A 17,523-nucleotide genomic window follows, 5' to 3' on the forward strand; every position below is an offset into this window, starting at 1 on the left:
CAAAAATCAACGGATTTCGTGGAACGCGGCCTCTCCCCAGGTCTCACGGGTCGCGTCTCGTGTCTTGCGTCTCGTGTCTCGTGGTTCCGCACGGTCTCGTGGTTCCGCACGGCGCGCGCAGCAGGCACGGTCACGCGCGCTGCCCATCGCGCTCGCCGCCGCGGCGCGGCTTCCAGTCCTCGATCGCGGCGAGCTTCTCGTCGTCGCCGAGCCAGCCTGCGCCCGCCGGCACCTTCGCCCCGTCGCGGCGGGCGCGGTGCAGCTTGGTGCGGAACATCGCTGCCTGCGTGAAGTCCGCGCCCGAGAGGTCGCAGTGCGAGAGGTCCGCGTACGCGAGCTTCGCGCCGACGAAGCGCGCGCCGGCGCACGACGCGAAGGCGAGGTACGCCTCGACGAGCTCCGCCCCCGAGAAGTCGGCCTCCGCGAGCGCGGCCCGCTCGAAGATGGCGTTCTGCAGCTTCGCCCGCGAAAACCGCGCCTTCGCCGCGTTCGCATCGCCGAAGAGCGACTGCGTCAGGACCGCATCGGAGAAATCGCAGTCGGACACGTCGACCCCGGTGAAGTTGCACTGCGTCGCGTCGCAGCCCGCGAAGCTCGATCCAGCGACGCTGCCGCGCATGAACTGCGTGCGGAACAGCTTTGTTCCCTGGAACGCCCGCGCGCCCAGCGCCGCCTCGACCAGCGTCGTGAGCGTCAGGTTCGCGCCGTCGAGCAGCGCGGTGCGCAGGTCGAGCTTGTACAACGTCGCCTTCTCGAGGTTCGCGCGAGAGAAGTTCGCGCCGCCGGCCTTGACCTCGACGAGGTTCGCCCGGTCGAGGTTCGCCCCCTCGAACGAGGCGCGCTCGAGCGAGCACGTCGTCCAGGTCGCGATGGGCGCCTCCGCGCCCGACAGCGCCGCGCCCTCGAACGTCGACTCGATGAAGCTCGCGCCGACGAGCCTCGCCCCCGAGAGCGTCGCCCCGTCGAGGCGGCTCCGGAAGAAGGTCGTCAGGTGCAGGTCCACGCCCGCCGCGTCCACGCCCGACAGATCGCACTCGGAGAACGTCGACTCCTTGACGAGCGCGCCCCGCATCGCGCGCGGCATCCGGACCCGATCGAACACCGCGCCCGAGAGATCCGCGCCCGTCAGGTCGAGCCCGGAGATGTCCACGGCCTGGATCGGGTCCCCGTGGCGGATCTTGTCGAGCACCTCGTCGCGGTTCATGTCGCGCCTCCAGGAGCCGGCGCCGCCTGCCGGTCGAACCGGGTGAACTCGACGCTCGCCTCGGCGAACGTCGTCCGGTTGTCGCCGCGCGCGCGGCTGAAATCGGCCCGGCAGAGCTGCGCGCCCGTGAAGTCGGCCCCCGCCAGGCGCGATTTCGAGAGGATCGCCTCCGTCAGGTTGCACCCGCGGAGCGACGCGCGGTCGAGGTTCGTCCGGATCAAGAGGGCGTTCTTCATGACGGCGCGGTCGAAGGTCGCGCCCGTCGCGTCCGCCTCGGAGAGATCGGTCATCGTCATCTGGGCTCGATCGAACCGCGCGCCGCGCAGGTCCGTCGTCCGGAAGCAGGTCTTGTCGAGCACGGCGTCGCGGAAGTCGGCCTCCGGCAGGCCGCTCTTGTGGACGGCGACCCCCTCGGAGAAGCGCGCCCCCGCGAAGCGCGCCTTCGCCCCGGTGCAGCTCATCAGCGACGTCTTGTGCAGCCGAGCGCCCGAGAAGTCCGCGCCGTCGAGCGAGCACTCGAGGAGCATCGCCCGCTCGAGGTTCGCCCCGGCGAGGTTCGCCCCGGCGAAGCTCGTCTGGAGGAACGAGCAGAGCGAGAGATCCGCGCCCGAGAGATCCACGCCACCCCAGCTCACCTGGAGGGCGTCGGCGCGCTCTAGCTTCGCCCGCTTCAGGCTCGCCCCGGCGAGCCTCGCGCCCATCAGGACGGCCTCGGTCAGATCGGCGTCGTCGAACACCGCGCCCTCGAGGTTCGCCTTGCCCAGGTTCGCGCCCCGGAGCCGCGCGCCCGTGAGGTTCGCGCCAGAGAGGTCGGCCTTCGCGAGCACGGCGCCCTCGAGCACCGCACCCGAGAGGTCGCAGCCGCGCAGGTCGGCCCCCTCGAGGAACGCGCGCGCGAAGCGCATCCCCCGCAGGTCGACGCCGCGGAAGTCGGCGCCAGTGAGGTCGCGCTCGTCGAGCGGCTCGCCCGCCTCGCGCGCCGCATCGACGACGACGCGCGCCATCTGCGAGGCCTCGGCGGTCATCGGCAGGGCCGCAGATCGCAGGTGCGCCGAGCCGCGGTAGCCCTCGCGCGCCGCCTGCTCGAGGCGGAGCAGCTGCTCGGGGAAGCCTGGATCCGCGAGCATCGCCTCCAGCTCGAGGTTCGGCACGCCGCCGAGGCGCGCCGCCTCGGCCAGCTCCGCGTACTGCTGGAGCTGCGCCTTGGCCGAGAAGCGCGGCGGGCCGCCCGGCGGCTCCTCCCCGGTCTGGCCACGCCGGAGCGCCTCCTCGGACACGTCCATCTCGGCGGCCTGCGCCTTCATGCGCTCCTCGGCCTCCTTCTTCAGGCGCTCGGCCCGCGCCTTCTCCTCGTCCATCTTCCGCGACGCCGCGTCGAGGTACGTCACCAGCGCGTCGAGATCGTCGACCGGCGGAGGCGCTTCCTCCTCCGGCAGCGGCGCGTCCAGGCCGAAGCGCGCCGGGTCGATGCCGTCCGCGAGCAGCTCCTCGCGGCGGCGCTCGCGCTCCCGCTCCGCGCCGCGCCGCAGGTTCTGCATGGCGAGGTTCTCGCTCTTGAGCCACTGCACCATCTCGATCCCGGCGACGTTCGCGGCGACGCCCGACTCGCGCGGCGGCATGAGATCGCTGTCGCTGAGGGACGCGATCGAGCCCCGGTCCTTGTCGATCCGCCGGGCGAGCGCCTCGCGGTAGTGCTCGATCGGCCGGGGGCGGCCGATCTCCTCGCAGGCGACGACGAGGTCGACGATCTCCCCGGCGTCGTCGTCGGCCACGGGCATCGAGCCGTGGAAGATCACGACGCCGAGGTTGGCCGAGGGGAAGAGCCACACCGTGTCGCAGCGGACGGGCAGCTCCTGGAACGCCTCCCCGCTCGCGTCGCGGCGGGTGACGAGCACGCGCGCGGCGAGGCCGGGGAGCGCGCCCTCGATGCGCGGGCGCGTCGGGTGCATGTTCTCCACGAGGAACGCCTCGTCGCCGCGGAGCGGCTCGGCGATCCATTGATCGTTCGGCGCGACGTTGAAGAAGGCGGGGTCGACGTCGGGCGGAAGGCCGGGCGCCCACTTCTCGGCGTAGTCCGCGCCGTACGTCCCCGCGCGGCCGCGGCGCTGGGCGAACGTCACGTCCATCGCGAGGAAGGACGCCGGGCCCGGCCGGTCGCCGGGCGAGCGGATCAGCGCGCCGTAGTGCTCCACGTTCGGCAGCGGCCGGACGCGCTGCCCGCCGCGCTCGACCTCCTCGATCCCCTTCCCGTACGGATTCGCCGCGTCCTTCGGCCCGCCGAGCGCGCGCGCCCAGTCGATGGGCATCTCCGAGAACGGCTCCGGCTCCGTGAAGCCGTGGCCGCTCCAGCACCGGTCGCCCAGCACGGCCAGGCGCTTGTCGACGGAGCCGAGCCGCGCGCGGACGAACGACGCGCCGACGCGGCGGCCCTCCGGGGCGTAGCACCGGCCCGCGACGAGCAGCTCGCCGCGCGCCTTCGTGATGCCGTCGTCGAGCGGGATGCTCCCGAGCGCCGCCGTCGCGGCCTGCCAGAACGACATCTCATCGACGAGCGCGCGCGGCGCGTCGAGGGGGAACGCCATCATGGCGCCCACGTGGAACCTGAGGCGCCGCGCGACCTCGACGACGCGCGTGAGCGCCGGGACCTTGAGGGGTTTGACGACTCGCATCCGCGCTCAGATCTTCGTGAAGCCGCTGTTCCACGCGATGAGCCCCGCGAGGGTCAGGGCGATCGCCTGCTGCTTCAGGTAGGTGCCGAACTGATCCATCTTCGCGCCGACAGCCTTCTTGTCCATCGCGGCGAAGTCGAGCTTGATCAACGACGTCTCGAGCTTGAGCAAGTAGGCCTGCTGGGCGAGCGCGGCGTGGTCCGTCTTGATGACGCCGGTCGCCCCCTTGTAGACGAAGAGCTCGTGCTTGTTCGGCGTGAGGTCGAACGTCAGCCCGAGCACCTCCCACTTCAGGTTGGTGGCCGTGATCTTCGCGTTGGGCGCCTTGATCAGGAAGTTCGTGTCGGACTTCAGGTCGACGTCCGCGCCGAAGTGGCCCTTCCAGGTGGTGGCGACCTCCGTCTTCCAGCTCTTGTAGTCGTCGAAGTTCTCGGCCGTGACCTTGTGCATCCACGGCCCGGTCACCGTCGACGAGCCCTCCGGCTCGATCGTCTGCTCGAACTTGCCGTGGACGTCGTGCTTCATCCCGCCGCTCGTGATGGTCAGCGTCATCCCGTCGGTGATCGTCTGCTTCATGCCGCCGGCTTCCACGGTGTCCACGCGGCCCGTCTTGATCGTGGTCGTGCGCGTCGCGTAGTAGGTCTCCGTCGCCGCGGCCGTGACCTGGAGCGTGTACGTCCCGCCGACGCCCGCCCAGAGGTTGCCGACCACCATGCTGAACTTGTTGCCGCTGACGTTCTCCCAGGAGTCGCCGCCGATCCATGAGCCGCCGTCTCCCGAGGTCGTCTCCAGGTAGCTGAAGGTGACGTCGACGAGCGCGCTGCCGGCGATGGCCGGGTCGGCGTTCTTGGGGGACAGGAACGTGCCGACCTGCGTGTCGCCGTCGCCTGTGTAGACCGACCCGTGGTTGCCGCTCGGCGTCCCCATGTAGATGCCGGTGCGGTTGTTCGGCGTGTGGAGGAAGATGAACTCCTTGCCCAGCTCGTCCTCGAGCACGAGCTGGTTGCCGCTCCCGGTCCGGATGATGTTCTGGCTGAGGTTGCGCTCCGCGACGACGCTCGGCCGGTGCGCGTTCGGCACGACGCCGGCGATGAAGGGCCGGTCCGGGTCGCCGCCGAGGAAGGCGATCATCACCTCGGTGCCCTTGCGCAGCGGGAAATGGAAGCCCTCCGTCGTCCCGCCGTGCGGCTGCATCATGCGCACCCGCGTCGAGATGCGCGCGTCAGGCAGGCCGCTCGTGTCGAACTCGAAGCGCACGAGGTAGCGGCCGTCGGCGTCGATCTGCGCGTACTGGCTGTCGGCGGGGCCGCAGACGATCGCGTTCTCGAACCCGTAGATGCGCGGCCACTGCGTCGCCTGCGGCGCGCGGAACTGCACGTCGGCCGGGATCGCGAGCAGCTTGATCGCGTAGATGTCCTTGCCCGAGAGCCCCGTCAGCCGCGCGACCTCGGGCGTGATCCCGGCGATCGACGCGCTGTGCTGCACCTCCAGCGCGAGCCACTGGTCGACGATGTCGGCGGGCTGATCGTCCAGCGAGAACCGGTACCCGGCCCGCGGCCCGAGCGCGTCGCCGCTCCCGCGCAGGGTCACCTCGCGGCAGCCGATCGACTGCGCGCGCACCTGCGCGAGGCGCTCGGCGTCGCTCTGCACGAAGACGCGGAAGCCGTACTCGCGGATCGCGCCCACCCCGTTCGCGGTGATGCTGCTCTCGCCCTTCACCGACGCGGACGGGTTCGAGTAGTTGTAGTCGGCGATGGTGACCGTCTTCGGCAGCCACTGCACGTTCTGCTCGATCTGGTGCAGGCCCGGCGGCGCGGTCACGTCGTCGCCGAAGAGCGGGACGTAGCGCACGACCCCGCCGCCCGGGAAGTCGTCGTGCAGCCCGCGATCGTCGACGATGACGAGCACCTCGCCGGGCCCGTCCTCCGGGTGCTCGAAGAAGTAGTAGAGGCCCTCGCGCTCGAGCCACCGGTGAAAGAACGCGAGGTGCGTCTCGCGGTACTGCGCGACGAACTCCTCGACCGGGTAGTCGCCGTCGTTGATCGAGAAGCGGAAGTCGCCGCCCGCGAGCCCGCCGTTCTGGAGCGTCGCGGAGAGGAACTCCTTGACGGGCTGGTTCGTGAAGACGTGGCTGCGCCAGAAGTGGCGCAGGAACCAGAGCTTCGGCACGAGCAGCGCCTGGTACAGCGCCCGCTCCGCGTTCTGGTGCAAGAGGCGAACGCTCGCGATGACGCCGTGCACGACGAGCGGGTCCTTCCCGTCGCCGCGGCTCGCGCGCACCGTCGCCCGCTCGCCCACCGCCTTGCGCACGTCGGTGCTCGTCGGGACGGAGAAGAAGAGCTCGAACTCGTACGGCTGCGAGACGTGCTCGGTGCCGCGGAAACCGATGAAAGCAACGCTGGCGAGTGCCGAGCACGAGAGCGAGAAACCGTCTGGGCGCATGGAGAGCCTCCCCATCCCTGGCCTGGTGTTGAGGGCGGAATCTCCGTGCATCGCGTCGCGGTGTCAACGTCTGCATGCGCCACGAGAGTGCTGTGGAACAGCGGATCCGGTGGTGGGACGAGCGCGCACCTGTGCGACGTCCGCCGAGCAGCGCGGGCTCGACGCCGCGCGCTTGCCGAGCTCGTTGCGCTCGTAAGCCGCGCCGTCACCGCGCGTGCGCCGCGCCCTCACCGCGCGTGCGCCGCGCCGCCACCGCGCGTGCGCCGCGCCGCCACCGCGCGTGCGCCGCGTCCGTGTGTGCCCTGCGCACGTACCGTGTACGCCCTGCGCGCGCACCGTGTGCGCCCTGCGCGCGCGCTGCAACCGTACCGTGTGCGTGCCGCGTTATCGCGCCGCTGCACTCGTGAGCGCGGCGATGACGCTGCGGGTGAAGCCGCGAAGGCGCGCGACGTCGTCGGGGCGGAGGGCGAGGGTGCGCGCGTCGCAGTAGAGCCTGCGGGCGACCTCGATCTGGAGCGCGTGGACCCCCTCGTCGCGGCGCGCGTGCCGCTCGAGCGCGTGGCCGCCCGGGAAAGGATCGTCGAGCGCGAGCGAGAGGCCGTGCGCGCGCGCGACCTCGGCGACCGCGTCGCGCGCCCAGCTCGCCGCGCTCTCGCCGCGCCGGGTCCCGAGCACGACGTCGGCGGCGCCCTGGAACATGACGTCGGGGTACGTGTGCCCGGAGACGAGGATCGCGACGCCGTGGCGCGCGCGCGCGTCGGCGAGGCGAGCGGCGATCTCCGCGTGGTACGGCTCGAACACGTCGCGGACGCGGCGCTCGACCTCCGCGCGGGGTGGTGAGCTCTCGAGCCACTGCTCGCCGCTCGCGGAGCGCCGCCGCACCTCCCGCAGCCCGTAGGGGAGCTTGTCCTCGTAGGGCGTGGGCACGCGCGGGGCCGTGTTGAGGTCGATGACGAAGCGGCTCGCCGTCGCGACGACGAGCGCCGCCCCCTCGAGCGTGACGTCGCCGAAGAGCGCGTCCGCCGCGACGTCCGCGTCGGCCGCGAGGGCGCGCTCCGGCACGCGCGTGAAGCGCGCCGCGAGCTCGTCCACGACGAGGCTCGCGTGCGGGACCTCGACGACGATCGGCCCCGCCGTGTCAGGCTCGTGGACGAGGAAGGGAGGCGGCGTGGCAGGCATCGTTGCTCCGGAAGGTAGGCGCGCGCCGGGTTTTTCGCACGGGTGCGCCGGTTTGCGCTCTCATGGCGGGCCATGGAACCCCGGATCTGGCTGCTCGTGAGCCGATACCACCTCGACGCAGGGCTGTCGTCGCTCCTGGTGGACGGCGTCGCGACGGCCTGCTTGCTCGTCCTCGCGGCGCTCGCGCTCCGGCTCTCGCGCCGGCAGCGCCGCGCCGCCGCGCGGGCCGAGGCCTCGTTCATGCCCGGCGCCGCGCTCGCGCCCGGCGAGGCCGTCGTCGTGGGCACCGTCGAGCGGGAGCAAGGCGCGGACGTGGCGGTGCGCGTCGAGGTCGAGCAGGAAGGGTCCGAGTCCGAGACCTCCGGGGTCTGGACCCACCAGTGGGCCGAGACCGGCCGCAAGGTCCGTGTCCACCCCTTCTATCTCCGCCACGCGTCCGGCGCGCGCATCCGGGTCGAGCCGGGCGAGCACGTGCAGCTCGTCGACGCGCTCGACGGCATGATCCGGGTCGATCTCACCCGGCGCGTCCGCGTGGCCGAGCTCATTCCAGGCGAGAGGGTCTTCGCGATCGGCGAGCTCCGGCGCGCACCCGATCCCGAGGCGCAGGCCCAGGGGTACCGCGAGCAGGCGCAGGGATACCTGCTCGTGCCCCCGCGCGGGGGCCGCATGCTCCTCTCGTCCGAGCCGCTCGGCGAGCGGTTCGCGCGCAGGGCGGCGTTCCACCAGCGGTGGGCCGTCACCGCGGCCGTCGCGTCGCTCGTGTTCAACATGGCGTTCGCGGCCTTCCACGCGCGCCGCTGGCTGGGCGAGACGGTGGACGTCCGCGTGACGCAGCTCCAGGAGAACGAGGACGGCGACCACACCCGCTTCGAGGTCACGATGCGGGGCGAAGGCGGCGCCGCCTTCTCCGACGAGGTGTCCCACGGCGCGTTCGCCCGGCTCCGCGAGGGCGAGACGGTGAAGGCGCGTTATGTCCCCTCGTGGAGCTCAGCCAGCGCGATCGGCCCCGACGTGACGGCCCACTCCGTGGCCTACGCCGCCTTGCCGCTCCTCGGCGTCATCGCGCTCGCCTATCTCGCTCGCGCGCAGGTCACGCGGCCCTGGTACGAGAAGAAGCTGATCGAACAGGGGAGCGGCAAGCTGGCAGAGAGCCTGTCTTCCCCGCAGCAGGCCCCGAAGCGTCGGGAGGGCCGCCGCCGGGACCCCGCTTCTGGATGACGGACGGCTCGAGTCGGCAGGCGCCGCGCGTCCGACGAAGGTCATCGAGACATCGCACCTGCGACCCCGGGGTCGGGCTGTAGAGCTGACAATCCCCTCATTTCGTTGGCATTCTGGGGAAGAGAAACTTGAACAGGGGGCGGGGAGACAGGGAGATTCATGGGATTCTAATCCCCGCCTCCCCGCCTCCCTGTGAATCTTCTCGAAACATTCGAGAGGATGCTTCAGGACCGAGAAAGCAGCTACCGCTTCATCGAGTCGAGAAGGCGTTGGACGTGCCGGTGAGCTTCGCGCTGCCCAGGTTCTTCGCCTCGAGCTTGGTCTCCGCGTCCCTCACTGCAGCCGTGCCGGTGCCCGCGATCGTGATCGACTCCTCGGCGAGCGCGTAGATCGTGAACTCGTAGGTGTCGGTCTTCGTTCCGGTGCTGGAGCCGAAATTGGGGCAAGGCCCGAGGTAGTTCGAGTTCTGCTTGGCGCCGAGCAGCGTCGCGTCCGCCTGCTTGAACCCCTCGGGCAGCGAGGTGGTGGTGGGAGGAATGTTGTACAGAACCCAGTGGTAGCCGTTGGGCTGCGACGGCGTCGCGTGCGCCAGGGTGACATCGATGAAGGTGATGGCGTAGCTCTTCGTGCCCGCGGGCCCCGGGGTCCAGTGGAGCTCCGGCATGACGCTGTTCTGGAAGCCGGCGGTCTGGCAGGTGTACTTGTCGGCGAACTTGGCGCCTTCCGCGTGATTGGTGCTCGCGAGCGCGAACTCCTCGGAGGGCGCGCCGCCGCTCCCTCCGGAGCCGCCCTCTCCGCTCCCACCTGCTCCCGTCGCGCCACCCTCTCCGCTGCCCCCGGCCCCCGACGTCGTGGTGGTCGCGGGGTCGCCGCCGCTCGAGCTCGAGCTGTCGGCGCTGCTGCTGGCGCTGCTGCTGCTGGCGCTCGGGGAGCCGGAGCTCGCCGCGGTCCCCCCGCCGTCCCCCGACACATCGGGATCGCTGCTGGAGCAGTTCAGGATGGCGAATGGCATGGCCGCGAAGGCGAGGTATCGAGCGCTACGTGTGAGCCTATCCGTGATGGTACGCATTGGCGCATGATGCCACACCGGCGTTCCTATCGCGATGACAGTCGCTTCTCCCCTTGCGACAAAGATCCGCAATTTAGCGGTACATTTCCCGGAACAGTGAGTGATCGAAGAATGTGAACGTTGACATGAGCGCGCCTGGCGCGACACATCGCTCCAGGTCTCTCGCCTGCTCGCCAGAGAGGAAGAGGCGGAGCGGAGGGCCCTTGACCCTTGACACCGCGCAAGAGCGAGCAGGAGCGCCCGCGAGGACGCTCCTGCCCTGGCGGAAATGTGCAGAACCGCCGCGTCAGTATTGCGTGTTGTTGGACGTCGTGATCTTCGAGGAGCTCACGCCCATGAAGAGCTCCTTGCCGATCCCGCTGTAGCGGGTGTTCGTCATCGTCACGCTGCTGCTGCCGCTGTCCGTCCTGAAGATGGACTCCTTCATCTTCGAGATGTCGCACCGGTCGATGAAGACGTCGACCTTGAAGTCGGTCCCCCCGTTCTGCCGGATGAACTTGCCGGCGCTCTGCGCCGTGAAATTCGACACCTTGAACGTGCTGGCCGCGTTGATCTGGAACACCTTGTCGTCGCCGTTCTTCGCGGAGCCGCCGTTCAGCACCACGGTGCCTGACTTCTTGACCGTCAGGGCGTCTTCGCCGATGTCCTCCCAGACGATGTTCTCGAGCGTGACGTTGCCGTACGTGTGAATGCCGTCGGCCGCCGGCGCGCCGAGGACCACGTTCTTCAGCTTCGCGCCGTCCTCGAGCTTGAACACCGGCTTCTGGCCCTCGGCCTGGCTGCCGTCCCCGAGCGTGTTCTTGTCGGCGATGTACCGCTTGCCGCCGCCGTCGAACGTCTCGCCCGCCTTCACGATGATCGTCGAGCTGACGACGCCGCCGTTCCCGGCCGTCGTGGTGCCGCCGCCCGAGCTGCTGCCGCCCGAGCTCCCGCCAGAGTCGCCGCCGCCCACCGGCACGAGCTCGATGTAGTCGACCTTCAGGTCGTACCCCGACGAAGAGGAGTTCTTGCCCTTGCACGTGAGCGCGAACTCGACATTGCCAGAGAGCGATTTCTCCCCGAGCGTCGCGGTCGTCCAGCTGTCGCCGGTGGAGGAGCCATAAGCGTCGAAGGACTTCACCGACGATCCCTTCACGGCGAGCTCGTACTTGCCGTACACGTTCCGCTTGGCGTAACGAAGGACGATCTTGTACGTGCCGGACGCGACCGACGCGGAGAACTTGAAGGTGTCCCCGCTCTGGTTGGCGCGGAGCTTCACGTTGTCCGCGTTGTCTTCGATCTTGTCGCCCGACGAGATGGACCAGTTCTGGTTCTCGGCCTCGATCCTGACGGCGCTGAGCGCGTCGCTCGCCGAGTCCACGTCCACATCCAGGTCGGCGCCGTCCGCCGCGAGGCAGCCGGCGAGACCGAACGACAACAGGGCACCGAAAGCATAGGTCAATCTCAAGCTCATGATGTTATCCCTCGATCGTTAACGTTGCGCGCGACCGACGACTCCCACCCTTCACTCCCTCTGCGCACCCCTCACCCACGGGTCGTCATGTCCTCGCGATGTCTACGTGATGTCTTGTCCTGTCTTCATCTTCATCTTCACGTCAGAGCAATGCCCAGGCCACAGCGCGCCATCACCCGCGGCCGCAGATCAGGGCACCATGATTGCATTTTTCCGCTGAAGGACGGCGTTTCACCCGCTTCGGCGAACAGGCACGCTCGCCGCTGTCATGGGCCGCCGTCAACGACGTCAACCGGCGGTTGACACATGAGCCCGCAGACGCCCGCCGGGGCGTCGCCGTGCGCGGTCACTCTGCGTAGCAGACCTCGAGGCGCGGGCGGCGCGACGCCGTGGTGTCTTCGCTGGCCCGCCACTGCGTCGCCCCCGCCACGTCCTCTTCCATCACGAACCCGTAATTCGGGAGGACGCCGCTCACCCAGTCCTGCACCAGGTCGGTGAGGTTGGCGGTCCGATCGCCGGCGCCGTTGACGGTGACGATCGACGCGAAGCTGAGCGGCTCCCAGCTCTGGTTGTAGCTGGACCAGCTCACGGTCGTCTCGCCCCAGGGCGCGAGGGCCTCGTGGAGACGAACGGTGGTGACCGACGCCTTGTACACCTGATTGATCGTCAAGGTGGCCGAGTAGACCGGCGCGCCCGCGGGGATGAACGAGAGGTCGAACCAGACCAGCGCAGCACGGAAGCCTCCGGTGCCGGCTCCGCCCGTATAGATCGACGGGTACGACCCTTCCTTGTAGGTCGACGAGGCCGACCAGAGCGTCGCGTCCCAGACCGTGCCGAAGACGCCGCGCTGCACGGTCCTGCACACGGGCGTGCCTCCGGAGCCGGCGCCACCCGCCCCGCCCGAGCCGGTGCTGCCCACGCTCATCGCGCTGCTCATCATGACGCTGCCTGTGCTCGTGCTCGAGGCGCTCGAGCTGCTGCTCGTGCTGGATACGCTCGTGCTGCTGCTCGTGCTGGATACGCTCGTGCTCGAGGCGCTCGAGCTGCTGCTCGTGCTGGACGAGCTCGAGCTGCTGGACGAGCTCGAGCTGCTGCTCCCGCTGCCGGGTGGCGCATAGGTGAGCGTCAGCTCCATGTCGAAAGACAGATCGGTCGAATTGGGGGCCGATTGCTTGACCATCACGGCGAGGATGTTGCTTCCGACCACGAAGGAGCTCGGGGAGAGCGTCACCGTGGTGAGCTCGTCGTCGCGCGACTCCGCGGACGCATAGTCACCGTAGGCCGTGTTGGTCACGCGCTTCGATGCCACCTGGGTGCCGTTGAGCCAGACGACGACGCCGTCGTCGTGGATGAGCTTCATGGTCGCCTGCGCGACCGGCCCGTCGATCGGGATGATCTTGCGGAAGTAGGCCGTGGGATACGAAGGCGTGGCCCGGTAGAGGGCCGTGCTCTCCCCGCCGTCGCCGTAGCCGAGCTGCCCCCAGCCCCCCTTCCACGAGGAGTCGTCGAACGTGAGGTTTCGCCAGGCCGTACCCCGGTCGACGCCCAGGTCGTCGTAAACCCAGTAATCGCCGAAGTAGACCGCCGTGCGGGGGAGGCTCTGGATCGTGAAGCCGGCGTTGCTCTCGTCGGAGAGCAGCGGGTGCTCGGCGTCGGAGACGCGCACGAGCGCCGTCGTCGTGTCGATGGAGGGAACCACCCAGTTGTAGCGGCCCGTGTTGGCGGCGCTGTTCGTGATCGTGGTCCAGGTCGCGCCGTCGTCGGTCGTGTACTCGATCCGAACGGTGGGGATGTTCCCCACGGTCGCCCAGCGGATCGGGAAGATGCCGCCCGGCGGCAGGCGCTCCCCCCCGTCGGGCGCCGCGACGTCGAGGGCCGTTCCCTTCACGATCGCGAAGCGATCGCTGATCACGCCGTCGTAGCGAACGTTGGACACCGTGAGCCGGTTGTCCTCGACGTCGAGGAGGCACGAGCCGCTCTGCGCCTCGTTGAAGTACATGAGCGGGTGGCCTCCGGAGCCGCCCACGTACGTGCCGTGGCCGGCGACGACATGAACCGCCCCTTCGTGGCTCCCTTTGCCAGGGAGCTTCACGTAGGGGCCGTCGCCGAGCGGCTTGCCGTCGTGCCCGTCGACGATGTGCCCGTCCGCCGTGGTCGGCGTATCGTAGGCGCCGTCCACGAGGAACGAGCGCTCGTAGTTGTGCGAATGGCCCGCGAGCACCAGGTCGACCCCGCCCGCGTCGAGGAGGGGCGCGAGGTACTCCCGGTGCTCGATGATCAGCCAGTCCTCGTCCGAGTCGTGGGTGCCCTTCGTGTACATCGGAAAGTGCATGTACGCGATGATCCAGTCCTGTTCCGTCGCGGCGAGATCGGCGGCGAGCCAGGCCGCCATCGCGCCGGACGAGTAACGCGAGGAGCCATAGCCGTCGAGCACGACGAAGTGGACGTTCGCATAGTCGTACGAGTAGTAAGCCTCCGTACCGGAGGGGACCCCGCCGGCCTCCCCGGCGGCGGGGAGCACGTAGGCGGTGTAGTAAGGACCGGTCTGCGTCGCCGAGTCGGAGCTCAGGCCCTCGTGGTTGCCGAACGTCGGCCACACGACCGTGTTGCGGAGGATCGCCGCGTACTGATTGAAGAAGCCGCTGGTGAACTCCTCGGTGGTGCCGAAGTTGTACGCCATGTCCCCCATGTGCAGGAACAGGTTGGGGCGGTACGCGCCGACGGCGTTCAGCATCGCGTCTCGCGTCGCCCAGGGCGCAGTGCCGCCGTAGCCGGTGTCTCCGATGATCCACGCCCGGAACTTCTTCGGCGTGGACACGGGCGGCGCCGTCTCGAAGTAGAAGGAGGAGGAGCCGCCGGCCAGCACCGCGCTCGATGTACCGACGCTGTAGTAGTAGCGGGTGTTCGGCGTGAGCCCGCCGATGAGCACCTCGTGCTGGGTCGCGAGCGCGCCGAGATCCACCGTCTGCGTCAGATTCGCCGGATCGGTCCCGTAGCGCACGCGGCTGTCCGTGCCCACGTCGGTCGTCCACACCACGTAGACCGAGTTGGGCGTCAACGACTGCAGATAGGGCTGCCTCATCACCGACTGGGCGGCCGCCTGACCGGCCCACGCCATGGTCATTGCCACCGACGCTGCGGCCAGATGTCCGGGGTTCAATTTCATTGCTTCACCCTCCGAGCTTCCTGATTCATCCCGCCTTGCCTCCAACAAACGATCGCCATGCGGCGAGCCGGGCGCCTTCCCGGCACGGTCACGCCAGCGATCGCATCGCGCCTGATACCGTGCGCTATCAGCACATCGGACGTGAACGCGCTGCTACCATCTTACCGAACACACACCTGGGAGATCATCTTAAATCGGAGAGCCTCGCGCCGACGGCAGACCACTCCGGTCTCTGTCTCTGTCTCTGCCTCTGAGTGGGGCCGGAGGGCAGCGATTGCCGGGCGCGCTCAAAGCGCAACAGAATTCCGTCGCCACTGTCGAACCAGCGCGCCAACACTGGCCAACACTGAATGCGTGCCCGGCGCCGACGGTTGGCGATCGTCGTCCCAGCGCTCAGTCGCGTCCGCCGCGTCCGCCGCGTCCGCCGCGTCCGCTTGCTCTTGCACGGACGCTCGCACGGAGGATGGACGCCGGGGCCTTCGCCCGTAGCCGCCTCGCGCGACAGCGGTAGGTCAGTCTTGCAAAACCTTTCTGCTCCCTGGCCAGCTGGTGCGGCGCCCCTGAGCGCCACGCGGCAGGATCATCATGAGGACCTCAAAGCATTGTCGTCGAGCAGCGGGGTCGCTGCACGATCGAGGGAAGCTAGCATGAACTCTTTTTCGATTGTATGAGGGATATGTGTCATCGCGATTTCTGACTTTCCGCGCAGGACCCGGGCGCATGATCGCGACGGGGGTGCGCGCTGGATCGCCGGCGCGGGCCGGCTCCACCCCGCGATTCCCGAATACTCCGCGAGCAACGACAGCCGGGCTCACCGCCATGGCGGCGGTCAGCGCGGCCGCCATGGCCGCCGTCCTGCTCCTGGGCGAGCGCCCTGCGCTGGCGGATCCGGGGGAGCCGGCCGAGGTCGAGGCGCGCCGCCTCGTCCATGTGCTCGGCTACGTCGCCATGGACTATGGCGGGAGCGTCGCGAACGGCGCCGTCACCAGCGTCATCGAGTATGACGAGCAGCTGGCGCTGCTCGGCGAGGCGATCCATGTCGCCACCCGCATCCAGCCGTCCGCGCTCGAGAGCGGGGCGGGCGACCTCGCGCAGGGCATCGTCGGCGTGCGTGAGCTCGTCGAGGCGAAGGTCGCTGCGGATCGAGTCGCCATCGCGGCCAGGGGCGCGCGCGACCGGGTCGCGTCCGCCTTCCGGCTGGCGGAGGCGCCGCTCTCGCGGCCCGACGCGAAGCGCGGCGCGGCCCTCTACCAGGAGAACTGCGCCACCTGCCACGGCCCGACGGGGCACGCCGATACCCGGCGCGCGGCGAGCCTGGTCCCGCACCCGGCGAACTTCCACGACGCGATCATCGCCGAGCAGCTCGCGCCCATCGGTGTCGAGTCCGCGGTTCGATTCGGCGTCAGCGGCACGGCCATGGTGCCGTTCACCTTTCTCTCCGCCCGCGACCGCTGGGACCTCGCCTTCCACGTCGCCGGCCTCCACCACCCGGAGCCCGGCGAAAGCCCGAGGCCGCTCGATCTGCCGGACTACTCCATGGTCGAGCTCGCGGTCCGCTCCGACGCGGACCTGCGCGCCGAGCTCTCCGCGCGCGGGATCCCCGCCGAGCGGCACGCGGCGCTCCTCGCGGAGCTCCGGCGGCGCGTCGCCTATGGCGGCGAGGCCGCGTCACACCCCCTCTCCATCGCGCGCGCCGCGCTCGACAGGGGGCGCGCCGCGCTGCGCGAGGGCAGGCTCGTCGACGCGCGCGAGGCGCTCAGCACAGCCCAGCTCGACGGCATCGACGTGGCCGAGGCGAGCGTCCGCACCGTGAAGGAGGCGCTCGCGGACGACCTCGGCGACGGCGCCTTCGCCCTTCGAGCGGCGCTCGCGGCAGGCGCGACGACAGACACGCTCGACGCGGGCATGGCCACGCTCCTGCGCGACGCGACCTACGCCGAGGTCGCGCTCGCGCGGTCCGGGGGCGCGCCAGGTCGGCTCGTGGCCCAGGTATCGAGCCGCTTGGCGCTGCGCGAGCTCGCCGCTGCGGCGCTCTTCCTCGCCGCGCTCGCCGCCGTCGCGTCGTCACGGAGCCGGCGTGTCGTCCACGTCGCGTCGGGCGCGGCGCTGCTGCTCGCGCTCGCCGCCTGGGTCGCGGCGGCGCTCGGGCACATGGCCGGCTTCTGGCGAACGCTCACGGCAGGCGCGACGATCTCCCTCGCGCTCGCGGCGCTCGCGGCGCTCGCCGGCGCGGCGGCGCTCGCCCGGCGGCGCGGCGCGCGGCAGGTGCGCTCGCACGATCCATTGCACGGCGGCCTGTCGCGAGGCCGCCGAGCGGCCGTGTTCGCGGCCGCGCTGCTGGCCGGCTTCGGCGCGGCGTTCTCGGCGCTCGACGCCGCGCTCGGGGTGTCGCTCCCCGTCGCGCCGCCCGCCGTGGCCGGGGTGTTGTTCACGCTCGCGCTGCTCGCCGCCGGCGCGGCGCTGGTCACCCGTGCGAGCCGGGCGGCCGCGCGCCGCTGGGCGAGCCCTCCCGCCTGGCTCGCCTGTCTGCTGTGCGTCCCGCTCGCCGGCCGCGCCGTGGCCGCCTTCCAGCTCTGCGGGTTGCTGCCGCTCCACCGGCTGCCGCTCCCTCGATTCACCGCGCTCGGCATCTACCCTGCGGTCGAGACATGCCTCGTCCAGGCAGCGCTGCTCGGGCTCGCGCTCGCCGGCGCGGCCCGCGGCCGCCGCGCCGAAGGGGCGTGTTGACTCGTGCTCATGACGAGCCACGCCACCGTGAAGGCGGCCGTCGACGCCGTGAATCGCGGAGCCGCGGATTGCCTCTCGAAGCCGTTCGATCACGCCGAGCTCGTCGCCCTCGTCGAGCGCCACCTCGCCAATGCGCAGTCGGGGAAGGGCGCTCCCGCAGCGCCGTGACACGGTCGACGCCACAGGGCTGTCGCCACGGAGCTCGCCAGAGCTGCCGAGTCGCCAACAGGCGATGGCGGAGGCTTCCTCACGCCGACAGTTCATGTAGGGAACGGTCGCTCCGCGCACGCGCAGTCGAGCTGCCTTGATTCGACAGGCTGAGCAGCGCTGGCCGGCGAGGGGCCGCCAACCGTTGTCTCGAGCCCGAGCCGCGGCGGCTAGCGTCGCGACCGACGC

Annotated in this window: 10 protein-coding genes; 3 read left to right on the top strand and 7 right to left on the bottom strand. The window is 70.3% G+C overall.

Annotated features, from left to right (window positions below):
• Nucleotides 1-130: 130 nt before the first annotated feature.
• The 4 genes from WMF39_RS26980 to WMF39_RS26995 all read right to left on the bottom strand — a co-directional run bounded on the left by WMF39_RS26980 (nucleotide 131) and on the right by WMF39_RS26995 (nucleotide 7,494).
• Nucleotides 131-1,204, bottom strand: a complete 1,074-nt coding sequence (locus WMF39_RS26980; protein ID WP_437739356.1) for a pentapeptide repeat-containing protein — start codon at nucleotides 1,202-1,204, stop codon at nucleotides 131-133.
• Nucleotides 1,201-3,873 (bottom strand): DUF2169 family type VI secretion system accessory protein, encoded by a 2,673-nt coding sequence (locus WMF39_RS26985; protein WP_437739357.1) that lies wholly within the window; start codon nucleotides 3,871-3,873, stop codon nucleotides 1,201-1,203. The genes WMF39_RS26980 and WMF39_RS26985 overlap by 4 nt, the downstream gene beginning before the upstream one ends.
• A gap of 6 nt (nucleotides 3,874-3,879) precedes the next feature.
• Nucleotides 3,880-6,315 (bottom strand): type VI secretion system Vgr family protein, encoded by a 2,436-nt coding sequence (locus WMF39_RS26990; protein WP_437739358.1) that lies wholly within the window; start codon nucleotides 6,313-6,315, stop codon nucleotides 3,880-3,882.
• A gap of 384 nt (nucleotides 6,316-6,699) precedes the next feature.
• Entirely contained in the window at nucleotides 6,700-7,494 is a 795-nt protein-coding gene (locus tag WMF39_RS26995; protein WP_437739359.1) for an N-formylglutamate amidohydrolase, read from the bottom strand.
• A gap of 72 nt (nucleotides 7,495-7,566) precedes the next feature.
• Between WMF39_RS26995 and WMF39_RS27000 the strand changes: the two genes are divergently transcribed.
• A complete protein-coding gene (locus WMF39_RS27000) occupies nucleotides 7,567-8,712 on the top strand; it encodes a hypothetical protein (protein WP_437739360.1) in 1,146 nt (381 codons plus the stop codon).
• A 250-nt stretch (nucleotides 8,713-8,962) separates the two neighbouring features.
• On the opposite strand, the gene WMF39_RS27005 is transcribed toward WMF39_RS27000, so the two are convergent.
• The 3 genes from WMF39_RS27005 to WMF39_RS27015 form a co-directional block, all read right to left on the bottom strand.
• Nucleotides 8,963-9,724 (bottom strand): YbhB/YbcL family Raf kinase inhibitor-like protein, encoded by a 762-nt coding sequence (locus tag WMF39_RS27005; RefSeq protein WP_437739361.1) that lies wholly within the window; start codon nucleotides 9,722-9,724, stop codon nucleotides 8,963-8,965.
• 343 nt (nucleotides 9,725-10,067) lie between these two features.
• Complete coding sequence (locus WMF39_RS27010) at nucleotides 10,068-10,733, bottom strand: pectate lyase (protein ID WP_437748034.1); 666 nt, start codon at nucleotides 10,731-10,733, stop codon at nucleotides 10,068-10,070.
• Between the two features lie 847 nt (nucleotides 10,734-11,580).
• On the bottom strand, nucleotides 11,581-14,400 hold the full coding sequence (locus tag WMF39_RS27015; protein WP_437739362.1) for a DNRLRE domain-containing protein: 2,820 nt from the start codon (nucleotides 14,398-14,400) through the stop codon (nucleotides 11,581-11,583).
• An 819-nt stretch (nucleotides 14,401-15,219) separates the two neighbouring features.
• Here WMF39_RS27015 and WMF39_RS27020 point away from each other — a divergent pair.
• Together WMF39_RS27020 and WMF39_RS27025 are read left to right on the top strand one after the other, a co-directional pair.
• Entirely contained in the window at nucleotides 15,220-17,127 is a 1,908-nt protein-coding gene (locus WMF39_RS27020; protein WP_437739363.1) for a c-type cytochrome, read from the top strand.
• Nucleotides 17,128-17,136: 9 nt separating this feature from the next.
• Complete coding sequence (locus WMF39_RS27025) at nucleotides 17,137-17,295, top strand: hypothetical protein (RefSeq protein ID WP_437739364.1); 159 nt, start codon at nucleotides 17,137-17,139, stop codon at nucleotides 17,293-17,295.
• The last annotated feature ends 228 nt before the right edge of the window (nucleotides 17,296-17,523 follow it).

The organism is Sorangium sp. So ce1504, from assembly GCF_051521635.1.
Lineage (GTDB): Bacteria > Myxococcota_A > Polyangia > Polyangiales > Polyangiaceae > Sorangium > Sorangium cellulosum_B.

Excerpts from the sequence above, each read along its gene's own strand:
- WMF39_RS26980 (WP_437739356.1), bottom strand. The coding sequence starts at position 1,204 with ATGAACCGCGACGAGGTGCTCGACAAGATCCGCCACGGGGACCCGATC.
- WMF39_RS26985 (WP_437739357.1), bottom strand. The coding sequence starts at position 3,873 with ATGCGAGTCGTCAAACCCCTCAAGGTCCCGGCGCTCACGCGCGTCGTC.
- WMF39_RS26990 (WP_437739358.1), bottom strand. The coding sequence starts at position 6,315 with ATGCGCCCAGACGGTTTCTCGCTCTCGTGCTCGGCACTCGCCAGCGTT.
- WMF39_RS26995 (WP_437739359.1), bottom strand. The coding sequence starts at position 7,494 with ATGCCTGCCACGCCGCCTCCCTTCCTCGTCCACGAGCCTGACACGGCG.
- WMF39_RS27000 (WP_437739360.1), top strand. The coding sequence starts at position 7,567 with ATGGAACCCCGGATCTGGCTGCTCGTGAGCCGATACCACCTCGACGCA.
- WMF39_RS27005 (WP_437739361.1), bottom strand. The coding sequence starts at position 9,724 with ATGCCATTCGCCATCCTGAACTGCTCCAGCAGCGATCCCGATGTGTCG.
- WMF39_RS27015 (WP_437739362.1), bottom strand. The coding sequence starts at position 14,400 with ATGAAATTGAACCCCGGACATCTGGCCGCAGCGTCGGTGGCAATGACC.
- WMF39_RS27020 (WP_437739363.1), top strand. The coding sequence starts at position 15,220 with ATGGCGGCGGTCAGCGCGGCCGCCATGGCCGCCGTCCTGCTCCTGGGC.
- WMF39_RS27025 (WP_437739364.1), top strand. The coding sequence starts at position 17,137 with ATGACGAGCCACGCCACCGTGAAGGCGGCCGTCGACGCCGTGAATCGC.